12 protein-coding genes are annotated in these 18,421 nt (G+C 29.9%); all 12 read right to left on the reverse strand.

The window, feature by feature from the left end:
* Nucleotides 1-13: 13 nt before the first annotated feature.
* Nucleotides 14-1,984 carry a protein-disulfide reductase DsbD family protein gene (locus FNB79_RS16560; protein ID WP_143382421.1) on the reverse strand — a complete coding sequence of 657 codons (1,971 nt, stop codon included), beginning with the start codon at nt 1,982-1,984 and terminating at the stop codon, nt 14-16.
* Between the two features lie 284 nt (nt 1,985-2,268).
* Nucleotides 2,269-3,642, reverse strand: coding sequence for a TlpA family protein disulfide reductase (locus FNB79_RS16565; RefSeq protein ID WP_143382422.1), 1,374 nt, complete (start codon nt 3,640-3,642; stop codon nt 2,269-2,271).
* Nucleotides 3,643-3,671: 29 nt separating this feature from the next.
* Nucleotides 3,672-4,733 (reverse strand): DUF4465 domain-containing protein, encoded by a 1,062-nt coding sequence (locus tag FNB79_RS16570; protein WP_143382423.1) that lies wholly within the window; start codon nt 4,731-4,733, stop codon nt 3,672-3,674.
* A gap of 15 nt (nt 4,734-4,748) precedes the next feature.
* Nucleotides 4,749-6,239: a RagB/SusD family nutrient uptake outer membrane protein gene (locus tag FNB79_RS16575; RefSeq protein ID WP_143382424.1), complete on the reverse strand. Its 1,491-nt coding sequence runs from the start codon at nt 6,237-6,239 to the stop codon at nt 4,749-4,751.
* A gap of 12 nt (nt 6,240-6,251) precedes the next feature.
* Nucleotides 6,252-9,680: a SusC/RagA family TonB-linked outer membrane protein gene (locus FNB79_RS16580; protein WP_185967804.1), complete on the reverse strand. Its 3,429-nt coding sequence runs from the start codon at nt 9,678-9,680 to the stop codon at nt 6,252-6,254.
* 135 nt (nt 9,681-9,815) lie between these two features.
* Nucleotides 9,816-10,967 carry a FecR family protein gene (locus FNB79_RS16585; protein ID WP_143382426.1) on the reverse strand — a complete coding sequence of 384 codons (1,152 nt, stop codon included), beginning with the start codon at nt 10,965-10,967 and terminating at the stop codon, nt 9,816-9,818.
* A 131-nt stretch (nt 10,968-11,098) separates the two neighbouring features.
* The gene (locus tag FNB79_RS16590; RefSeq protein WP_246073298.1) at nt 11,099-11,659 is read right to left on the reverse strand and encodes an RNA polymerase sigma-70 factor; all 561 of its coding nucleotides are present in this window, start codon (nt 11,657-11,659) and stop codon (nt 11,099-11,101) included.
* 356 nt (nt 11,660-12,015) lie between these two features.
* A complete protein-coding gene (locus FNB79_RS16595) occupies nt 12,016-12,717 on the reverse strand; it encodes an ABC transporter ATP-binding protein (protein ID WP_143382427.1) in 702 nt (233 codons plus the stop codon).
* 3 nt (nt 12,718-12,720) lie between these two features.
* A complete protein-coding gene (locus FNB79_RS16600; RefSeq protein ID WP_143382428.1) occupies nt 12,721-14,028 on the reverse strand; it encodes an ABC transporter permease subunit in 1,308 nt (435 codons plus the stop codon).
* Nucleotides 14,025-15,410 carry an ABC transporter permease subunit gene (locus FNB79_RS16605; protein ID WP_143382429.1) on the reverse strand — a complete coding sequence of 462 codons (1,386 nt, stop codon included), beginning with the start codon at nt 15,408-15,410 and terminating at the stop codon, nt 14,025-14,027. The genes FNB79_RS16600 and FNB79_RS16605 overlap by 4 nt, the downstream gene beginning before the upstream one ends.
* A 252-nt stretch (nt 15,411-15,662) precedes the next feature.
* Nucleotides 15,663-16,427, reverse strand: a complete 765-nt coding sequence (locus FNB79_RS16610) for a T9SS type A sorting domain-containing protein (RefSeq protein WP_143382430.1) — start codon at nt 16,425-16,427, stop codon at nt 15,663-15,665.
* 511 nt (nt 16,428-16,938) lie between these two features.
* Nucleotides 16,939-17,697 carry a T9SS type A sorting domain-containing protein gene (locus FNB79_RS16615; protein WP_143382431.1) on the reverse strand — a complete coding sequence of 253 codons (759 nt, stop codon included), beginning with the start codon at nt 17,695-17,697 and terminating at the stop codon, nt 16,939-16,941.
* Nucleotides 17,698-18,421: the final 724 nt, after the last annotated feature.

The raw sequence follows: 18,421 nt of genomic DNA on the forward strand, positions 1-18,421 counted from the left end.
TTTAAGTTATTTTTTAAAATTTATTAACCCCTTCTTCTAACCAAGCATGATATGTGTCTACATCTGGTGTATACCCTACTGGATCGACTAATTTCTCTTCGTTATGGTCGATAATTACGTAAAATGGTTGTGAATTTGATTTGTACTTTATGGTTTGCATCTCACTCCACTTTTGACCTATGTATTTTAACTTTTTCCCAGGTTTTAATTGTGATGCTACAATCTCGTCTGATTCTAGTTCCCGTTTATCATCTACATACAACGATATTAAAACCACATCGTTTTTTAAAATATTTAAAACAGCTGGTTCTGGCCAAACATTTTGTTCCATCTTTCTACAGTTTACACATGCCCAACCTGTAAAATCTAACAGTACTGGCTTTCCTACTTTCTTTGCATACGCTAATCCGGTATCGTAATCATCAAATGCAATGATATCGTGAGGCGCTAATAAATGGGCCCCGCCTGGTAAATCTCCGTGTGTAGATGCACTACCTCCTGAACCTAATTTTGAGAAGCCTACTCCATAAGGCGATTCGCTATATTCTTGGGGCGGTGGAAATGCGCTAATTATATTTAATGGTGCGCCCCAAAGTCCGGGAATCATGTAAATGGTAAATGACAACACTATAAGACCTAAACTTAAGCGTCCTACAGATATATATGGTAAGGGGGAATCGTGTGGTAATTGGATCTTTCCGAATAAATAAAAGGCTAAAGTACCAAAAACTGCTATCCAAATTGCTACAAACACTTCGCGCTCTAAAATGTGAAGTTGAAGCACTAAATCTGCATTCGATAAAAATTTAAATGCTAAAGCTAATTCTAAAAAGCCTAATACTACTTTTACGGTATTTAACCACCCTCCCGATTTTGGTAACGAATTTAACCAGCCTGGAAAGGCTGCAAATAATGCAAATGGTAATGCTATGGCTAACGAAAATCCAAACATCCCAATAATGGGTGCTATTCCGCCTTTAGAGGCTGATTCTACCAAAAGCGTTCCCACAATTGGACCTGTACATGAAAAAGATACTATGGCTAAGGCTAAGGCCATAAAGAAAATACCTACTAATCCTCCGCGATCGGCTTGAGAATCTACTTTATTGGCCCACGAGTTTGGTAATACTATTTCGAATGCGCCTAAAAAGGATACTGCAAAAACGACTAACAACACAAAGAAAATTACGTTAAACCAAACATTAGTTGACAATGCATTTAATGCACTTGCCCCAAAAATTCCGGTTACGGCACTTCCTAATAAAACATAAATAACAATGATACTAACACCGTAGATAATTGCATTTTTAATTCCAGCTGCTTTGTTTTTACTTTGTTTGGTAAAGAAGCTTACCGTCATAGGAATCATCGGGAATACACATGGCGTTAATAAAGCCGCAAAACCTGATAAAAAGGCTATAAAAAAGATAGACAAAAGGCCTGTATTACTTGCCGAATCTGAGGTGTTTTTCACGGCCTTTTCTACTCCTGTTGATGCGTCTGATGCTTTACTTGCTGAGGCTGCTGAAGCTGTGTTTTCTTCCAAATGAAATTCTAATTCAATTTCGGTTGGTGGTAAACAACGCGTATCGTCGCAAACCATAAATTCTACAAAACCTAAAAGGGTTGGTGTAGGTTTGCTAACGTTTATTTTTTGAATAAATTTAGCTTCGCCTTCAAAAAACTTAATCTCCATCTCAAACACAGGATCTTCAATGGTATGTCCTGCTTCTTCTATTGTATTCCCTTTTAAAGTAAAAGTCTCTTCAGAATTATCGTAGATAAACGTGGTCGCGATTGGGCCACCTTCTGGTACTGTTTGCGAATATAAATGCCAGCCAGAATCTATCTTTGCGGTTGTGATTAAATTGTATTCTGTATCGGATAGTTTCTCTACAGAAGTACTCCACTTTACCGGATCTAATACTTGGCTATTTACAAATCCAAAAGTTAAAAAAGCTAATACTATTAATATATTTTTCATTAAATAGATGTTATAATTATTGCTTTAGTTTAAATACAACTAGATACACTTTTACAATATTTAAAAACCTTTATTACAATTATATTTACTATTTATTAGAAGACACATCTATAAGTAAATTTAAAAGGGCTACTTTTTCAAATAACCCTTTAAAGCTTTCTAAACTTTGATAAAGACTAATTCAAAATGTTATGCTAACATTAATGTAAAGAAAGAATAGTGTAATAATATTAATATTTGTTTTTAAACATAAGCTAAACTCATTTCCTTATGCTTTTCTTTATTTATATATTAAGAGTATTAAAGACTTCAATTAATTTTGGATCTGATGGTCTAGGCGCATTAGCATCTACAATATTACCTTTTGGATCTATTAAGATAAATCGTGGTATTCCCTTTATTTGGTAAGATTTAATAAACTCACTCTTCCAATCATTATCTGCTATTAATTGAACACCACCAAGTTCTTTACGTTCTACCATTTTTCTCCAAGATTCACGAGCTTTTTCTGCATCAATAGAAATACTAACAAATTCTATGTTTTTATTATGGTATTGTTTTTCGATTTTTTTTAGAGATGGAATTTCAGCTATACAAGGTGCACACCATGTTGCCCAAACATCAATATAGACATACTTACCTTTAAAATCACTTAAAGAGGTGGTTCCTCCTGCATGATTCTCATAATCTGTAAATATTGGAGAAACCTGATCTTTAGTTAAAAGTTTTAATTTTTCATACTTTTCTTGTATGGTTTGTTTATGTTTTGATTCTGTAGATACCGTAAGGAATGTTTGATAATATTCATCCAATTTATCTGTATGACTAATATCACTTGTAGCTGCTGATATTAATAAATTATTCTTTATTTTATCAACAGGAATTTCTCCAAACACTTTTAATTTAGCAAAGTATTTATCTGTTCCTTCTTGCATGGCTAATTCTTCAGCTTTACGATTAAAGTGAGCAGAAACTAAATTACGGTAAGACCCTCCTCTATTGTAAGCTGACTCATTTAAGTAATTTACAGTATCTAATTCCTTGAAAAAATCTTTTGAAACTTTAAATTCAGGTTGTTTGGTAAACATTCGGTGTAATGTCGGGTACTTGGCCAAAGCTAATAGGTGATAATAGTTCAATTCTTCTCGCTCAGTTTTTTTAAGAGCTTTAGGCAAATTTGGAAAACTGTCTAAATAGCTAATATAACTTTGTGCTAACTCTTTTTCTTTAGCTATAAAATCGTTTTCATTTAAAGAATAAAATTCTGTATTATTTCCTCGTAAATTTTTAATACGTTCGAACTTAGTCATTAAATAGTGGGATCCATCAGTATTCGTCCCTGTTAACTTTGCTGATTTTTTAAAATTTTTTAAATCTGCAGTAAGGTTATATTCTGATCCATTAGTAAAATAAAAATCTAATCTATTTCTAGAATCAAATAAAACGTATCGTCCTTCTCCTAAGTTCAAGGTATCCAAAAAAGACCCATCATCGTTTAACTCTAGCGTAATATTTCCTTTTTCCCCTCCTAACATTAGTTTGTTAGAAGGAACATTTTCAATTTTTCCAGAAAATATAATGTAATCTTTTTTTTGTTTACTTTCTGCACAAGACATTAAGGGTAATGTTAAAAGTAATAGAGCAATCTTAATTTTCATTTTATATATTTTATATAATCATTAATATTTTATTGAAGTCGTATACCATCTAAACAGAAGGTAGTAGGGTAAATCATTTGACCTTGATTGTCAACGTAAGACGATGCCATTTTAAATAATACTTTATCAACCACACCCAAAGAGGTTAAGTCAAATTTTTTCCAATCGTTTAAGACAAAATTATAATCAGGATATTCAGGATCTACATCAGGCATAAGTCCTAAATACATTTCTACATTTCCAGTAGAATTTCCGTTTAAAAAACCTTCTGCTATTAATTTTACATAACCAGTATTGTAAGCTGCATAAGCTTCATTGTAAGCTGTATTATATGCTGATTCGGACTCATCTTCTGTTCCTCCTGCATCTAAAACGTCTTGTTTTGCAAGGTTACCAGCTTCTTCACCAACACTACGCTTAGCCAAAATATTATGATTTCTTAATGATATAGCCTCTACATTATTAGGTGCAGGTAAACTAAAAGCACTATACATATTAATATCAGTGTTTACTATTTTCGGGTTTTGAATAGCAGAACCATTAAATAAATATGCTCGAGTATCATCGTCTAATGTACCAGAATAGATGGATCCATAACTAGATAAAAGATAATTATATGATGTGTTTGCTACTAAAACATGTTCTACAATACCAGATTGTTCTAATGTAAAATAAGCATTATCTCCTGTTGTATTCCCTACAAGATAATTTTCGGTTCTATTTACATCATTGGTAAATACGCTAAAGGCTGTTGAGTCTATAGCAGCCTGAGTTTCTGCTTCAGTAAGGCCTCCTGCAGGAGCAAAGTCTCGGCTTAAACTCCAAGGATATGAACGAAAATTTTTATTAGATAATGCGAAACCACTAAACTCACTTTCTGATGTTTTTGATACATTAATTGTAACTACACCAGAATCATCATCTCCTACTGTGAATGGAGTATCGTAAATTTCAAACGTAAATCGATCTAAAGTCATTTCGTTAAACGTTATGTCATTTGGGTATGCTATTTTAAGCTCTAATTCGTCATCACAGGAATTAAATAACGCTAAACATGCTAGTGCAACTATATATTTTGGGATAAATTTCATAGATTATAATTTAAATTATTCTAAACCAGTATTTTGTGTTATTAGTTTATTATATTGTGTTTCAACAGAAGGAATAGGATAACATAAATGATTTTCATCTATAGGTTCCCCTCTAATAGATTCAATCCATAATTTCCCAGAACTATCTTTAAATCTTAAAGAGGCAAAATACTCACTTCCGTTTTCAACAAAAGTTTCTAAAAAGTATTCTTTAAAAATAGCATCCATAAGTTCTTGTTGTGATACAGGGTTTAAGCTATTTAAAATTGGATTTGTTCTTTTAGAACGCATCTCATTAATTGGAGCTATGGCGTCTGCCACAGAAGCACCTGTTCTTGCCAACAACTCTGCCTTTAAAATATACAATTCTGGATATCTAAAAAAATAAGTATTATACTTAAGATCCTGAGGACTAGACAACTGACCTACATACCTACCTGTTCTTGCTACTTTAGTAAATGCAAATCTTTCTTGTGTATCCCATTCGATTGGAGCTCTTGCTTCTCCTGTAATAATATTCCAACGAGGATCTGGTAAAAACCAATTAAAACCATATTCTAAGCCAGCATCTAAATTACCAGTCACTGGTAAACGATTTGCAAAACTCATAATCATACTAAATGAATACGTATAACTAATATTATCATACCTATCATTTTCAGACACATAACTAGAAAATAAATTTTCTTCAGAATCCCAAGAATCTTGATAAACTTGAGCTAAATCTTCTTGCATTGAAAAACCAGAAATACTTGCATTTAATACTTCATCAATTAAAGTAAGGGCATCAGTCAAATCAGTGATTCCGTCATTATATCCATTTCTGTAAAGAATAATTTTAGCTTTTAAGACTTTTGCAAATTCCTTAGATACATATCTATTACTTGTAAAACTTCCTAAATTTTCAATAGCAAAATCAAGATCTTCAAATATTTTATCATAACTATCTCCTACATTTAAACGCTCTATTTCAATATCATCTAAAACTATAGATTCCTCTCTAAATATTATTCCATTAGGGTTCGAATCGTCGCTAGACCACCAGTGTCCATAGTTCCAAAACAAGAAAATATTTGCAAATGCTCTTAAACATTTAGCTTCGGCTAAAAGCGCATTTTTGTCATCAATATCAATTTGGCTTTCTGTTAAATCTGTAATATTACTTATTGCAAAATTTGCAGCATTTAGAGTTGTAAAATAATCTAACCATCGGTTTGGAATATTAGTAGTTGTCTCGTTAGATGCAGAATATTCCATAAAGTAATCGCCACTAGACCATTTTACAAATCCAGCTTTAGATGCAAAAGAAACAAAAACTTTACCTGAAAAATTATCTGTATTAACTATAGTTTCATAAATTCCATTAATAGCAGCACGAGCTTCTTCGGCATTGGTTATGGCGCTTTCTTCATTTAAAGAATAACTAGGCGATAAATCTAAATTGTCTTCACAGGAACTTGTTCCAATACATAAAACAATTAATGCTAAATAAAATATTTTTTTCATGTGTTATGTTTTTTATTGTAAACTAAATTTGACTCCAAGACTATAAACTTGAGCAGAAGGATATTTACTAGAATCTATCGCTAGTCCCGAACCAATTGATGTACTAGACCAGTTCCCTTGAGGATCAAACCCTGGATATTTAGTTATTGTAAATAAGTTCGTTGCTTGAAGAGTTATATCTATACTCTTAATTGTTGATTTAGTAAAAATATAATTAGGTAAACTGTAGCTAACGTTTAATGCATTTAAACGGACATAAGAAGCATCGTGTAAATAAAAATCGGAAAATTTATTATTACCAAGTCCACCTCCAGGTACCATTCTTGGGTATGAAGCATCATACGGACTATTTAATATAGTACTCTGTCCTGCAATTAAATTACTTTGATTATTGTTTCCTGTATTTACAACATCGGTATATGCTAAGTTCCAAAATCTCTTGTGCCCGTAAGCATAAGAAAATGTTGTGTTAATACTAAAGCTTTTATATTGATAAGTTAAACCAAACCCTCCAGAACCTAAAGGTGTAGAACTTCCTATATTTACACGGTCATCGTCAGTTATTAATCCATCATCATTTTGATCTATAAAAATAAGATCCCCAGCGGTTTCTGTAGAACTGTTTAAATATGTTACTTGTCCATTAGAATCTACATTGTCTGAAATACCGTATGTATCTTCTGCATTAACATAAAATCGACCAGCTGTTTCTAATCCGTACCATTGACCAATTTCCCCTCCTTCAACTAATCTTATATATGGAGAATATGTTCCTGGAAAAAATAATTCTTCAAGAGAACCATTAATTTTTGTTACTTTAGTTACGTTTTTTGAGAAATTAAAATCAAAAGTTAATCGGTGATCCTTAGATTGAATAATATTATATTTTATATCAAATTCAAAACCTCTGTTACTTGTAGACGCTACGTTAGATGTCACATCTTTAAAAGAAGAACTCCAAGCAATAGGTTTGTCGTAAATTAAATCTTTACTTGCTTTTTCATAAACTCCGATAGTCCCTGAAAGACGGTGATCGAAAAAACCAAAATCTAATCCTAAATCAAGCATTCGAGTTTGCTCCCATCCTAAGTCTGGGTTTCCAATTGTTGATGGAGATAAAGCAGCACTATCATCATATATTCCAGAATCTACAATAGTAATCCAGTCAAAATTACCTAAATTTTGAGATCCTGTTATTCCTAAAGATGCACGTAGTTTTAAATAAGATATATATTTTTTTGCTGCTGTAGATTTAATAAAATTCTCCTCTGACACCAACCAAGCTAAAGCGCCAGAAGGAAATATTCCAAAACGATTGTCTTTACCAAAACGAGAAGAGCCATCGCGACGGACTGTACCTGAAATAATATAACGATCATTATATTTATAATGAACACGAGCAAACTGAGAAATTAAGGCATTCTGGGTACTAGTTTCATCTACATCTGTAATATCTGTTGCAGAACCAAAATTATTAAGAACGTCATCATCTGGAAAACCTTCTCCTTTTATATAATAATAATCACTATTACTGCCTTCACTAGAATACCCTGCTAAAAGCGTTATATCATGTTTATCATTTATTAATTTAGAATATGATAACGTAACATCTGCCACATGAAAAGTACTTTTAGTATCAGACCAAGTTCTGTTTGCAAGAGCATTATTATCACTTGTTCCTAAGCGGTTATAACTTAGATATTCAGAATCTGAATAGTTATTTGTGTAAGCCCCTCTTAAAGTTAAATCTTTTATTATTTCATAACTTAAAGATGCTGTTCCACTAAATAATCTTCCTATAGATGTATTTGTATTTAAGAGTGTGGTATATGGATTTTCGGTATAGATATCTTCGGTATAGATACTTCCATCTTCATTAAATGCAGGAAGATCTGGACGTGTAGATTTTAAACTGCTTAACAATCCATCTTTATCATCTGCCTCACGTACACTTGCATTTAAATTTAACCCAAATGTAATTTTATCACTAAGCTTTGTATCGAAATTAAGTCTACCTCCATAAATTTCACTTTTTCCAGATTTCACGATTCCATCTCTATCACTATAATTAAAAGATATAAAATAGGTACTTTCTTCTGAACCTCCTCGGAGAGAAATATTATGTTGTATTGCTAGAGGGTTTTGTGTCATTTCATCCTGCCAATTTATGTTCGAATCATAAAAGGCATCGGGTAATACTTGTAAATCTGAAGCATCATACTCGCTTGTATTTAAACTTAAAAATGCATTTTCATCTAAAAATGTTTCTGTATAACTATTAAAATCTCCAGTAGTAATTACAGATTCTTTACTTGCAGCTATAATAAATGCTTTATACTCTTCAGAATTAAACAACTCGTAATCATTAAAATCCATCATTGTAAGTCCTACACGAGAGGATATTTCAAGTACGGGTTTAGTACCATGTTTACCTCTTTTTGTTGTTACTATTATAACTCCATTGGCTGCTCTAGAACCATATACCGCCGTTGCCGATGCATCTTTTAGTATATCGATGCTTTTAATATCATCTAAATTTAGATTATTTAATGCATTAGAAACATCTCCTGAAGTTGTGGAGGTGTATTGAGGTACTCCATCAATAACCCATAAAGGTTGGTTATCTCCAGAAAGTGAAGATTGCCCTCTAATAATTACACTTATTGGGGATGTTGGTGATGCAGATTGGACCTGAACACTAACACCTGCAGCTTTACCTTGAAGTAAACTTTCTACTGTAGCTTCCATGGGTGCATTATCAATATCTGCTGTTGTTATTCTAGAGATTGCCCCAGTAGCATCTTTTACTTTAGAAGTACCATATCCAATCACAACCACCTCTTCTAAATTATCAAGATTTGGAATCATTTTCACCTGAATATGAGTTTTACCTTCAATAGACTCCTCTATGCTTTTAAACCCCATATAACTAAAAACTAATATAGTTGGTTTACTAAAATCACTTATCTTTATTGAAAAATTACCATCAAAATCTGTAACTACACCATTTCTAGTACCTTTTATTAATACACCTACTCCTGGCAACGGTATTCCTGAATCGTCTGTTACGTGACCTGTTATTACTTGTTGTAAATTATTGACAGAATTTACGTTTGCATTTACATTATTCCCTTTACTTTTTTTTATAACTATGCAATTTTGTTCTGAAAATTCATAAATAAAATCTCCATTAGACAAGCTCATATTTAAAAGTTGATATGCAGGAAATATTCCTTTTGTTAATTTTATTTTCGGATAATTCTCGAATAAATCTGCTCGATAAACAAAAGTAAACTCTGTCTGCTCCTTAATAAGTTTGAATACTTCATCGACAGAAACAACCTGATTATTTTTAATTTCAATTTTTTTGTTTTGTGAGAATCCGTTTTTAGGGCTTAAACTAAAAACAGAAATCGAGAAAAGAAAAATAAATATTTTCATGACGAGCGTTAAAAACTGTCTCTTGGACAAGAGAAGTGAATTAATAATTTTTTTTTTCATAAATTTACATGTTGGTTTAATAATCAATGCCAGGGATATAACAAGCGGTCAGAGGTTTAGTTTTATCCCTTTTTTTTATTCTATAATTATTTTATTATCTTCAATTCTATAATTCATATTATTCGTGTTTTTTATAATTTCTAGAATATAGTCTATAGACTGTTTTTTATTTAAGACCCCTGTGAAAGCAACATTTTCCATATCTTGATTAACAAAGAGAACATCAATATCATACCACCTAGACAAAACCTTCATTATATCTTTTAAAGGTTTATTGGTGAAACTAAAAGCACCATTACGCCAAGAAATTACATCAAATACATCTACTGTAGATATTTCAAAATCATGTTTTACTTGAGAGAGTCTTGATTGCTCTCCAGGCTGTAAAATATTTTGATTAATATTATTAGTAACAGCTATACTTCCTTCAATTAGAGTTGTGAGTATTTCTGTTTCGTCTTTATAGGCTTTAACATTAAAACTTGTACCTAAAACAGTTAAACTTTGTTCGCTTGTTTTTAATGTAAAAGCATCTCCATTATGCATTGTGCTTTTTGAAACCTCAAAATAAGCTTCTCCATAAATTAATTCCACCTCTCTTGGTTGTCCTTTTATAAAATTAACAGGGTATTTTAGTTGCGATTCTGAATTTAACCAGACTTCTGTATTGTCTGACAATTTAATTTTAAACTGTCCTCCGCGAGGGATAGTTAAAATATTATATTCTAATGTTACATTTTTATTTCCAACAACATTATATATTATTTCTTTTCCTGTACCTTTTATTCCTTGTTTTTGATAAAGATTAGTACTATCTAACATTACTGTAGATCCATCTGAAAGTGTTAATACAGCTTTATCTGTACCTACTTTAATAGGAGTATTTGCTATCTCTATGGTAGTGCTTTTCGTCTCTTTTGTACCAAAAACAAAAGTAAGACCTAGAATTAAAACTATAGATGCCGCAGCTGCATACTGCCAATAATAGGTTTTCTTTGGCACGTTTAACTTCTCTTTTAAAGTTTGCCAATCTGCTTTTCTATCTATTTTACTTTTTAATTGTAACCGAGATTCTATTTTCGTTTTATCTGTTAATCTATTTAAAATATCTTCTTTATCTTTTGAAGAAAACAAATTTGAAGATTCGAATGCTTTAGCCTTTTCATCTTTTAAAAGTGAAGCAGCTATTTGCTTAGATAATTTTAAGAATTCACTAAATTTAATCATTAGTTTTGACTACTATTTTAAACTAAGACGACAAAACTCTTTTACAGGGTTAAAAAAAAGTTAATTTTTTTAATCTAAATTTAATTTTTTAACACTATTCGATTAATAATTAGGACATAGAAGAAATATTTTTAATCGAAAGAATAAAAAACAAAGGCTATAAAAACAAAATAATCTTTAAGTAATGGTCTTAGACGTTTATATGCTATTTTTTTTTGAGCTTTAACTGTATTTACAGAAATGTCTAATTGCTTTGCAATTTCAACATTGGTCAATTCTTTTATACTTAACCTCATAATTTGAGCACATTTATTTGGAAGAGTATTTATCGCTTCTTCAATACGGCTTGAGGCTTCTTCTATAACAACTTCTTTTAAATAAAAAGATTCTTTATTTAGACTATCTATTTCTATAACCGACATATGTTCTGTAGATTTAAAGCGACTGCTTTTTAAAAAATCTAAGGACTTATTTTTTACAGAAGTGTATAAATATGATTTTATAGCAACCTCATTATTAAATTCGATTTTATCTTCCCAAATCTTAATAAATACATCTTGAACCAAATCCTTAGCGACGTCGAGGTTATTAACATAACTCTGTGAAAAAACACATAACGAAGCATATAAAGAATCGAAGATTTTCTTATATTCTGCTAAAGATAATGTATGTATTTCTTTGGCGTACGACAATTATCTATTGAATTAATTTGGTGTCCAAATCTAATTAAAATTAATCGAGTTTAAGTTACTCTAGATTTTTTTATGATTTAATCAAATTTGTAATATCAAAAAATTATTAATTTATTTTAAACAGTTACTTTTTACTAATCTTATAAAGATACCAAGAAGAACACAACATATATGTGCCTTTACTCTTTTATATGCCCTTCTAAACTTTCTAAAAAGTTTAATATCAATTTTAAAGTGACAACAAAAAAGCTCACAACAATTGTAAGCTTTATGCATAAAAATTAATACGCTTATATAATTTAAATTTCTTTACAAATTTTCCTTTTACAGACAACGTTATATTAAGCTTAGGTCTTTTAAGAATCTATAGTTGCTAAATACAAGTCTTCTAGTTCTTTTAAAGTAATTTCATCACTTCCAAAAGATTCTACTAACTGACCTTCTTTCATGATTCCAATATGAGTACCAATCTGTTTTGCACGAAAAATATCATGTGTTGCCATTAGCGTTGCTACACCTTGTTCTTTAAGCTTTAATAGTAAATTTGAAAACTCATTACTCGCTCTAGGATCTAATCCAGATGTAGGCTCATCTAAAAGTAATACTTTTGCATGCTTTGCCAATGCTATAGCTATACCTACTTTTTGGCGCATCCCTTTAGAGTATGCAGAGACCCGTTTTAAATGTGCATTAGATTGGAGTCCTGCTTCCGTTAGAAAATTGATAAACTCTGCCTTAGTATATTTTTTGTTTGCTAAACCCACAAAATATTCTAAATTTTCTAATCCTGTTAATGTAGGATAAAGCATTAAGTTTTCTGGAATGTAAGACAGATACATTTTAGTTTCCATATTCTTTTTACTTACATCCAAACCATTAATACTAACGCTACCCGATGTGGGTTCTATAAAACCTAAAAACAAATTAATAGTAGTAGATTTTCCTGCACCATTAGCTCCTAACAAACAATAAATATCACCTGCTTCTACTTTAATATTTAAACTATTAAGAGCACAAAAATTATTATATTCTTTTCTTAAGTTAATTGCTTCTAACATATCTTAATTACGTTTTGGTTTTGGGAAATTATTAAAATCTTCTACGGTTAATTTTTGATGATTTTTGTACTTATTATAAAAATAATTGGTCCATTCTTTCTGAAAAATTTTGGCCTCATATTGAAAATTTAAATAGTGTTGCGTATCTGTTTTAGCTATTTTATTCATGGTATTCTGCAATAAAATAGCAGGAGAAAACCAACTTAAATTTTTGGCTAACGCACGTTGTTTAGTAGATTGATTTTCATACTTACTTTCAAATGCATCCATAAATTTTCTTTTTTCATCTAAAAGAATAAAATTTTTATTCCAATACGCTCTAAATCTGTCGTTTGTTTTGTTGTTTTTTTCTAGTTCTGAAGGATTTTCTTCATAATACTTTTGTAAAATAACCTCTTCTTTCTTTTCAAAGTTTTTTTCAATATCCCGTTTGGCAGTTACAAATTCTACTCTAGAAGGCGCAGGATGTATACTACTTGCCATAATATTTACAAAGCTTGGTATAATTAAAACAAAAAGTAGCCATGTACCTAATAGTAAAATAATGTTTTGAGAAGACGATTTGTTAAGTAAATTTATTACAAATGCCAAAGCAAACCAGAACAGTGTATATAAAGCTATACTAAATAATAAAGTAAAGTACGTTGCATTAAAAATATTAACACTTACAACACTTAACGATAACGAGAGTAGTACACTTATTATTAACACGATAAATACATAACGAAATACTATTTTTTTTAACAACCATAACTTAATGTTAATAGGCATAGATAATAACAATCTTAATGTACCTTGTTCTTTTTCTGAAGACAGAATGTTATAGCTAAATGCAATAATTAGTAATGGTAAAATAAACACAAATACAAAGGCTAAATCAAATCCGCCTGTAGCTATATTCATCGGATTTTCAAAATTATCATTATCCTTCCCGGCATTAGTAGACGAAATATTAATTTTAGTATAGTATGGAAAAATATCGCTTTGCCCATTACTAATTGCCGCCAGTGCTGCTGGCTCTGAAGTTAAATAAACGCCGCCATAATAATTGCCCATACCAACAGGATTAGATGGGTCTTCAAAAAATCTAGCAGGGGCTTTTTGTGCTCCATTTTCTATAGATTTTAAGGTGTTTTTATGATTAGTATAAAATGTTTGTTCTTTTTCTTTTACTAACGCAATACCTTCTAATTGTTTATTAACTCTATTTTCACCGTTATAAGAGGCAAATAAAATAAATACAAAAAGAAAAAATACTAAAATTAATACTAAAGGGTTTCTAACTATATTTTTTAGTTCCAGTTTAATCATTTCAATTTATTTTTTTGAACAGAGAGAATTACCAAAAGACCACTAAATAACCACCATACTACTAAAAGCAATAAATTACTAGTACTTTTTTCCATGGTTTGTGCTAATGTAACAGGTTGATACTCAAACTTTACGTTTTTCTTAAAAAAATCAGAATCTACAGCACCTCTTGGGCCACTATTTAAACTACTAATTAATGCATTTCTATATTCTTCTGCCTGGTATGTAAAATTATAATGAGATTGCAAATCACTTTTTGCAAACTGCATAGATAACATGCGCATTAAAATTGTTGGAGATATAAACGCATTAAATTGATGTACTTTAAGTTGATCTAGATATACATTATTTAATTGTGTCATAGCATTTTTATATACAGAAGTCTCATATCTCTCTCCTTCTTGCATAAGTAATTGACTATAACTTACAGGAAGTTCTTCTATACTTTTAACTTGATACGTTTTTAAAAGACTATCCTTAAAGGCAATGGCTTTTTCTGATGTAGGGTCGTGACCATTAATACCGTTATCCAATGCTGTTTTTATATTTTCTTGATAGGTAATTGCTGAAGGTGTTTTATGTGTTTTTTTAGAAATATCTGCAGTTAATTTTGGCATTAACAATGCTGAAATCATCCAAAAACTTAGTAAAATAATTAAAGATAAATTGCTGCTTTTTGCCCATACGGATATCGCTATAGACAGATGAATAAAAACACCATAATATACAAACAAACTAATTACAATAAGTATGTATCGTAATAGGTCTCCATTTTCGTAATTTGAAAATAGAACAAAACAAAATCCAAGTATAAAAATGGGTATTAATAATAAAAGTAGTGCCAGCCATATTCCTATTACTTTCCCCAATACTAGTTTTTTCTTAGATGCACCTTGACTAATTATAAGTTGTAAAGTTCCGCTTTCTTTTTCGATAGTAAAACTGTTAAAACCTAATAAAATTATAAGCAAAGGCATTAAATATATAAAAACATATGCTGGACTTAAATCAGCAAATCTGGCCAAATCATTTTGATCTGTTATTTGTTTATAGGAAGCTGAATTTTGTCGATGTGCTTCTAAAAAAACAGAAACTCCAAGATATTTATTTAATCCATTATCTATTAAGGATAGTACTGGCATAGGTTTAAAAGCAAATGTACCGTAATGGCCTGCCGAATGAGCACTTTTTTCACCTTGATTTTCCCATTGTTGTCTGGCCAATTCTTCAGCGGCTCTATGCTCTTGTTGAATTTTTATATTGGTATTCCAACTAATACACATTGAGAGCACAAGTAATATTAAAAGTAAGATACCTGTTAATCGAAATCTATTATTTCGTAAAAGTTCTTTTACTTCCTTTTTTGCAATTAATAAAATCATAGAAATTTATAGTATGTATTAGGTATTGAAAGATCAAATAAAAAACAACTTCTTAATATTTAAAAAGATTAAATAAAAGTAACTCTATTATTGAAAGTATTCTTAATTATTTATGTAATTTTTTGATTTACTATTTTAGGATTAAGATATCTTATAAAACAAATATAAACGCAAAAAAAGCAGTTAATTAGGCATCTATAGCTTAATCTTAACTGCTTTTTTATTATAAAATTAGCAAACGCGAATAGGTGTTTATTTTTTTATAAATTTAATAGTATTACCACTTTCAAGTTTCAAAAAGTATAATCCACTTAATAAATTACTTACTCCAATTTTTTGATTATCAGAAATAGTTCCAGACTTAACAACAGCTCCTAAAACATTAAAAATATTATAATTTTCTGTTGTTTTTAAACCTGAAATTTGAACAAAATCTGATGATGGACTAGGGAATAATTTAAGAGTATTGTTTGCATATACCTCATCATTTATTCCTAGTGTAGGTCCGTCAACAAGTGTAAATAAAAAATGACCGCTATTATCACCGTTAGTTCTTGTAAAAGTTAGTGTGGTAACAGGGGTAGTAAATTCTATAATTCCTTTAGCTACACTAGCCACTAATGTTTTGGAATTTGCTGCTGCTAAGCCATAATTAGATAAAAGTGTAAAATCGTGATTAAATTCTGTTGTTGAACTCACCCAATCTTTTACGTAAAATTTTAAATTTGGTATAGCTTGTTCAAAAGTAATAGTACAAGAATAATTTCCAACAGGGTTATATCTTATTGCTGGTGTATTCCACGCTCCTGGATACGATTCATAAGAGTCTCCTGTAAAACCTCCGTAATTATAAGATTCTACATCATGATCTCCTTCAGAAAAAGCAATAGTGAAATTTACATCTCCTAAAACACCTTCAGTAGCAGAAGTATATGTTGCGAAACTTTGCGCATAAGACAAACCTGTTGTAGCTAATCCAACAATAGCCATTAAAATGTTTTTGTAATTTTTTTTCATGTGTGTAATGATTTGATTAATTAAAAGATTTAATATTAATATTTGATAAAATAGAGTTTAGTCTGATTGTAATATTACAAGTAACCAAACAGTTATTTTTTATAGTACTTTATTTATTTAACTAAAATCTTAACTATTATTTACTCTAAGACGACAAAACTCTTTAGAAGGGTTAAAAAAAAGTTAATTTTATTTTAGATAAATAATTTTTTAACGAATAAATATTGAATGTACTTCATTGTAATTTTTGGCTTGCTTAATAGCGATATAATTTTATGATCTATATATGATAATTAATCATTAGAGACCTAATATTATTGCTGCTTGAAATAATGGCTATAAATTCAATATACCTCTTGAGATTCTAATATTTCATTCTAATAGAAAAGTTTAATATGTCTATTACGCTTTTACTGATCTAAATAAAAAGAGATGTAATTACAAGAACTAAAACTAATTTTAGTTTATTCTATGCTTTTTTTATTACAAGATTATGAAACGATATTATCGTTTATTTTTTTACGAATTTAATTGTGTTTCCTTTTTCAAGTTTTAGAATGTAAATACCTTTCATTAAATTACTTATTCGAATTTTTTGATTATCAGAGATAACTCCAGATTTAACAACAGATCCTAAAACATTGAATATTTCATACTTTTCTGTAGCTTTTAATCCTGAAATTTGAATAAAATCTGAAGATGGATTTGGGAATAGTTTAAGGCTAACATTTTCTGCATATACATCATTAATACCTAATGTAGATCCACCAGCAAAAGTAAAATAATGACTTCTAGAACTAGATCCACTAGTTCTTTTAAAAGTTAAGGTAGTAACTGGGTTATCAAACTGAATAATTCCATCAGCTACACCTACAGTTAAGGTCTTCGAGTCTGTTGCTGTCAAGTCATAATTTGATAAAATAGTAAAATTCTCATTAAACTCGAAAGTTGCAAATAGCCAATCTGCTATGTAAAACTTCAAATTAGGAATCGCTTCATTAAATGTAATTGTACATTCAAAATCTGCTCCAGGCTTAATTTTTATAACTGGTTGCCCCCAACTACCTTCATAAGAAGAATAAGAATCTCCTTGCAAGTTAGTTGTTGCTATTTCAGGAGAATGAACCGCATCCATTGAAATAGTAAAAGGTACAGTTCCTAGCACACCTGAATTAGCAGAAGTAAACGTTGCGAAAGTCTGTGCATACGATAATCCAGATGTTACCAAAGCAATAATTACTAATAATAGGTTTTTGTAGTTTTTTTCCATTTTAAATAATTTAATTGTTAAAAGTCTTTTTTTTAAATGTTTGCTAATTATACAATAATATACACGCTATGTTATTTGAACAGTAAGTAATGTTGTTTAGGTTTGTAATGCCTATACACTATTAACCTACATGGTATACAATATAATTAATTCGAATTCTTAATAAAATTTGACCACTATTTTAATCTAAGACGATATAACACTATAATAGGGTTAAAAAAAAGTTAACTTTTTTTAATCAAAGTGTATTTTTTTAACATAAAAGATTTAACTAATTAAATTTTATTGTTGGCTCAACTAATATTTATTGAAAACACCTTAAAGTAATAAGGCCTTTCTTAAATTGATAGTGTCTTCGAAATTTTCACCAAATAGAGCAAAAACAATTTACAATTAAGTTTACATGTAAAAATCTTCATTTATTTTTTTGGAGCACATAGGTTGATTTAATATCGAACTTAAAATATTTCTTTTATAGTGTTTACAAAATAATTACAAAGAGTAAACAGACCTATATTAAAATTTTAATTGTCATACATTCACTTAAACAGCGATAAAATTCTACTGATTATTAGCACTCGCTTTTATAAAATCATAGGCAAAACTTACAAATCACCTACTTTGTAAAACACAAAAAACCTGAACAATAAACATATTGTTCAGGTTTAATTTATTTTTATAATCCTTTAATAAGGTAACGTTTATTTAGGACTAAAAAATAACA

This window comes from Formosa sediminum, from assembly GCF_007197735.1.
Taxonomy (GTDB): Bacteria; Bacteroidota; Bacteroidia; order Flavobacteriales; family Flavobacteriaceae; genus Formosa; species Formosa sediminum.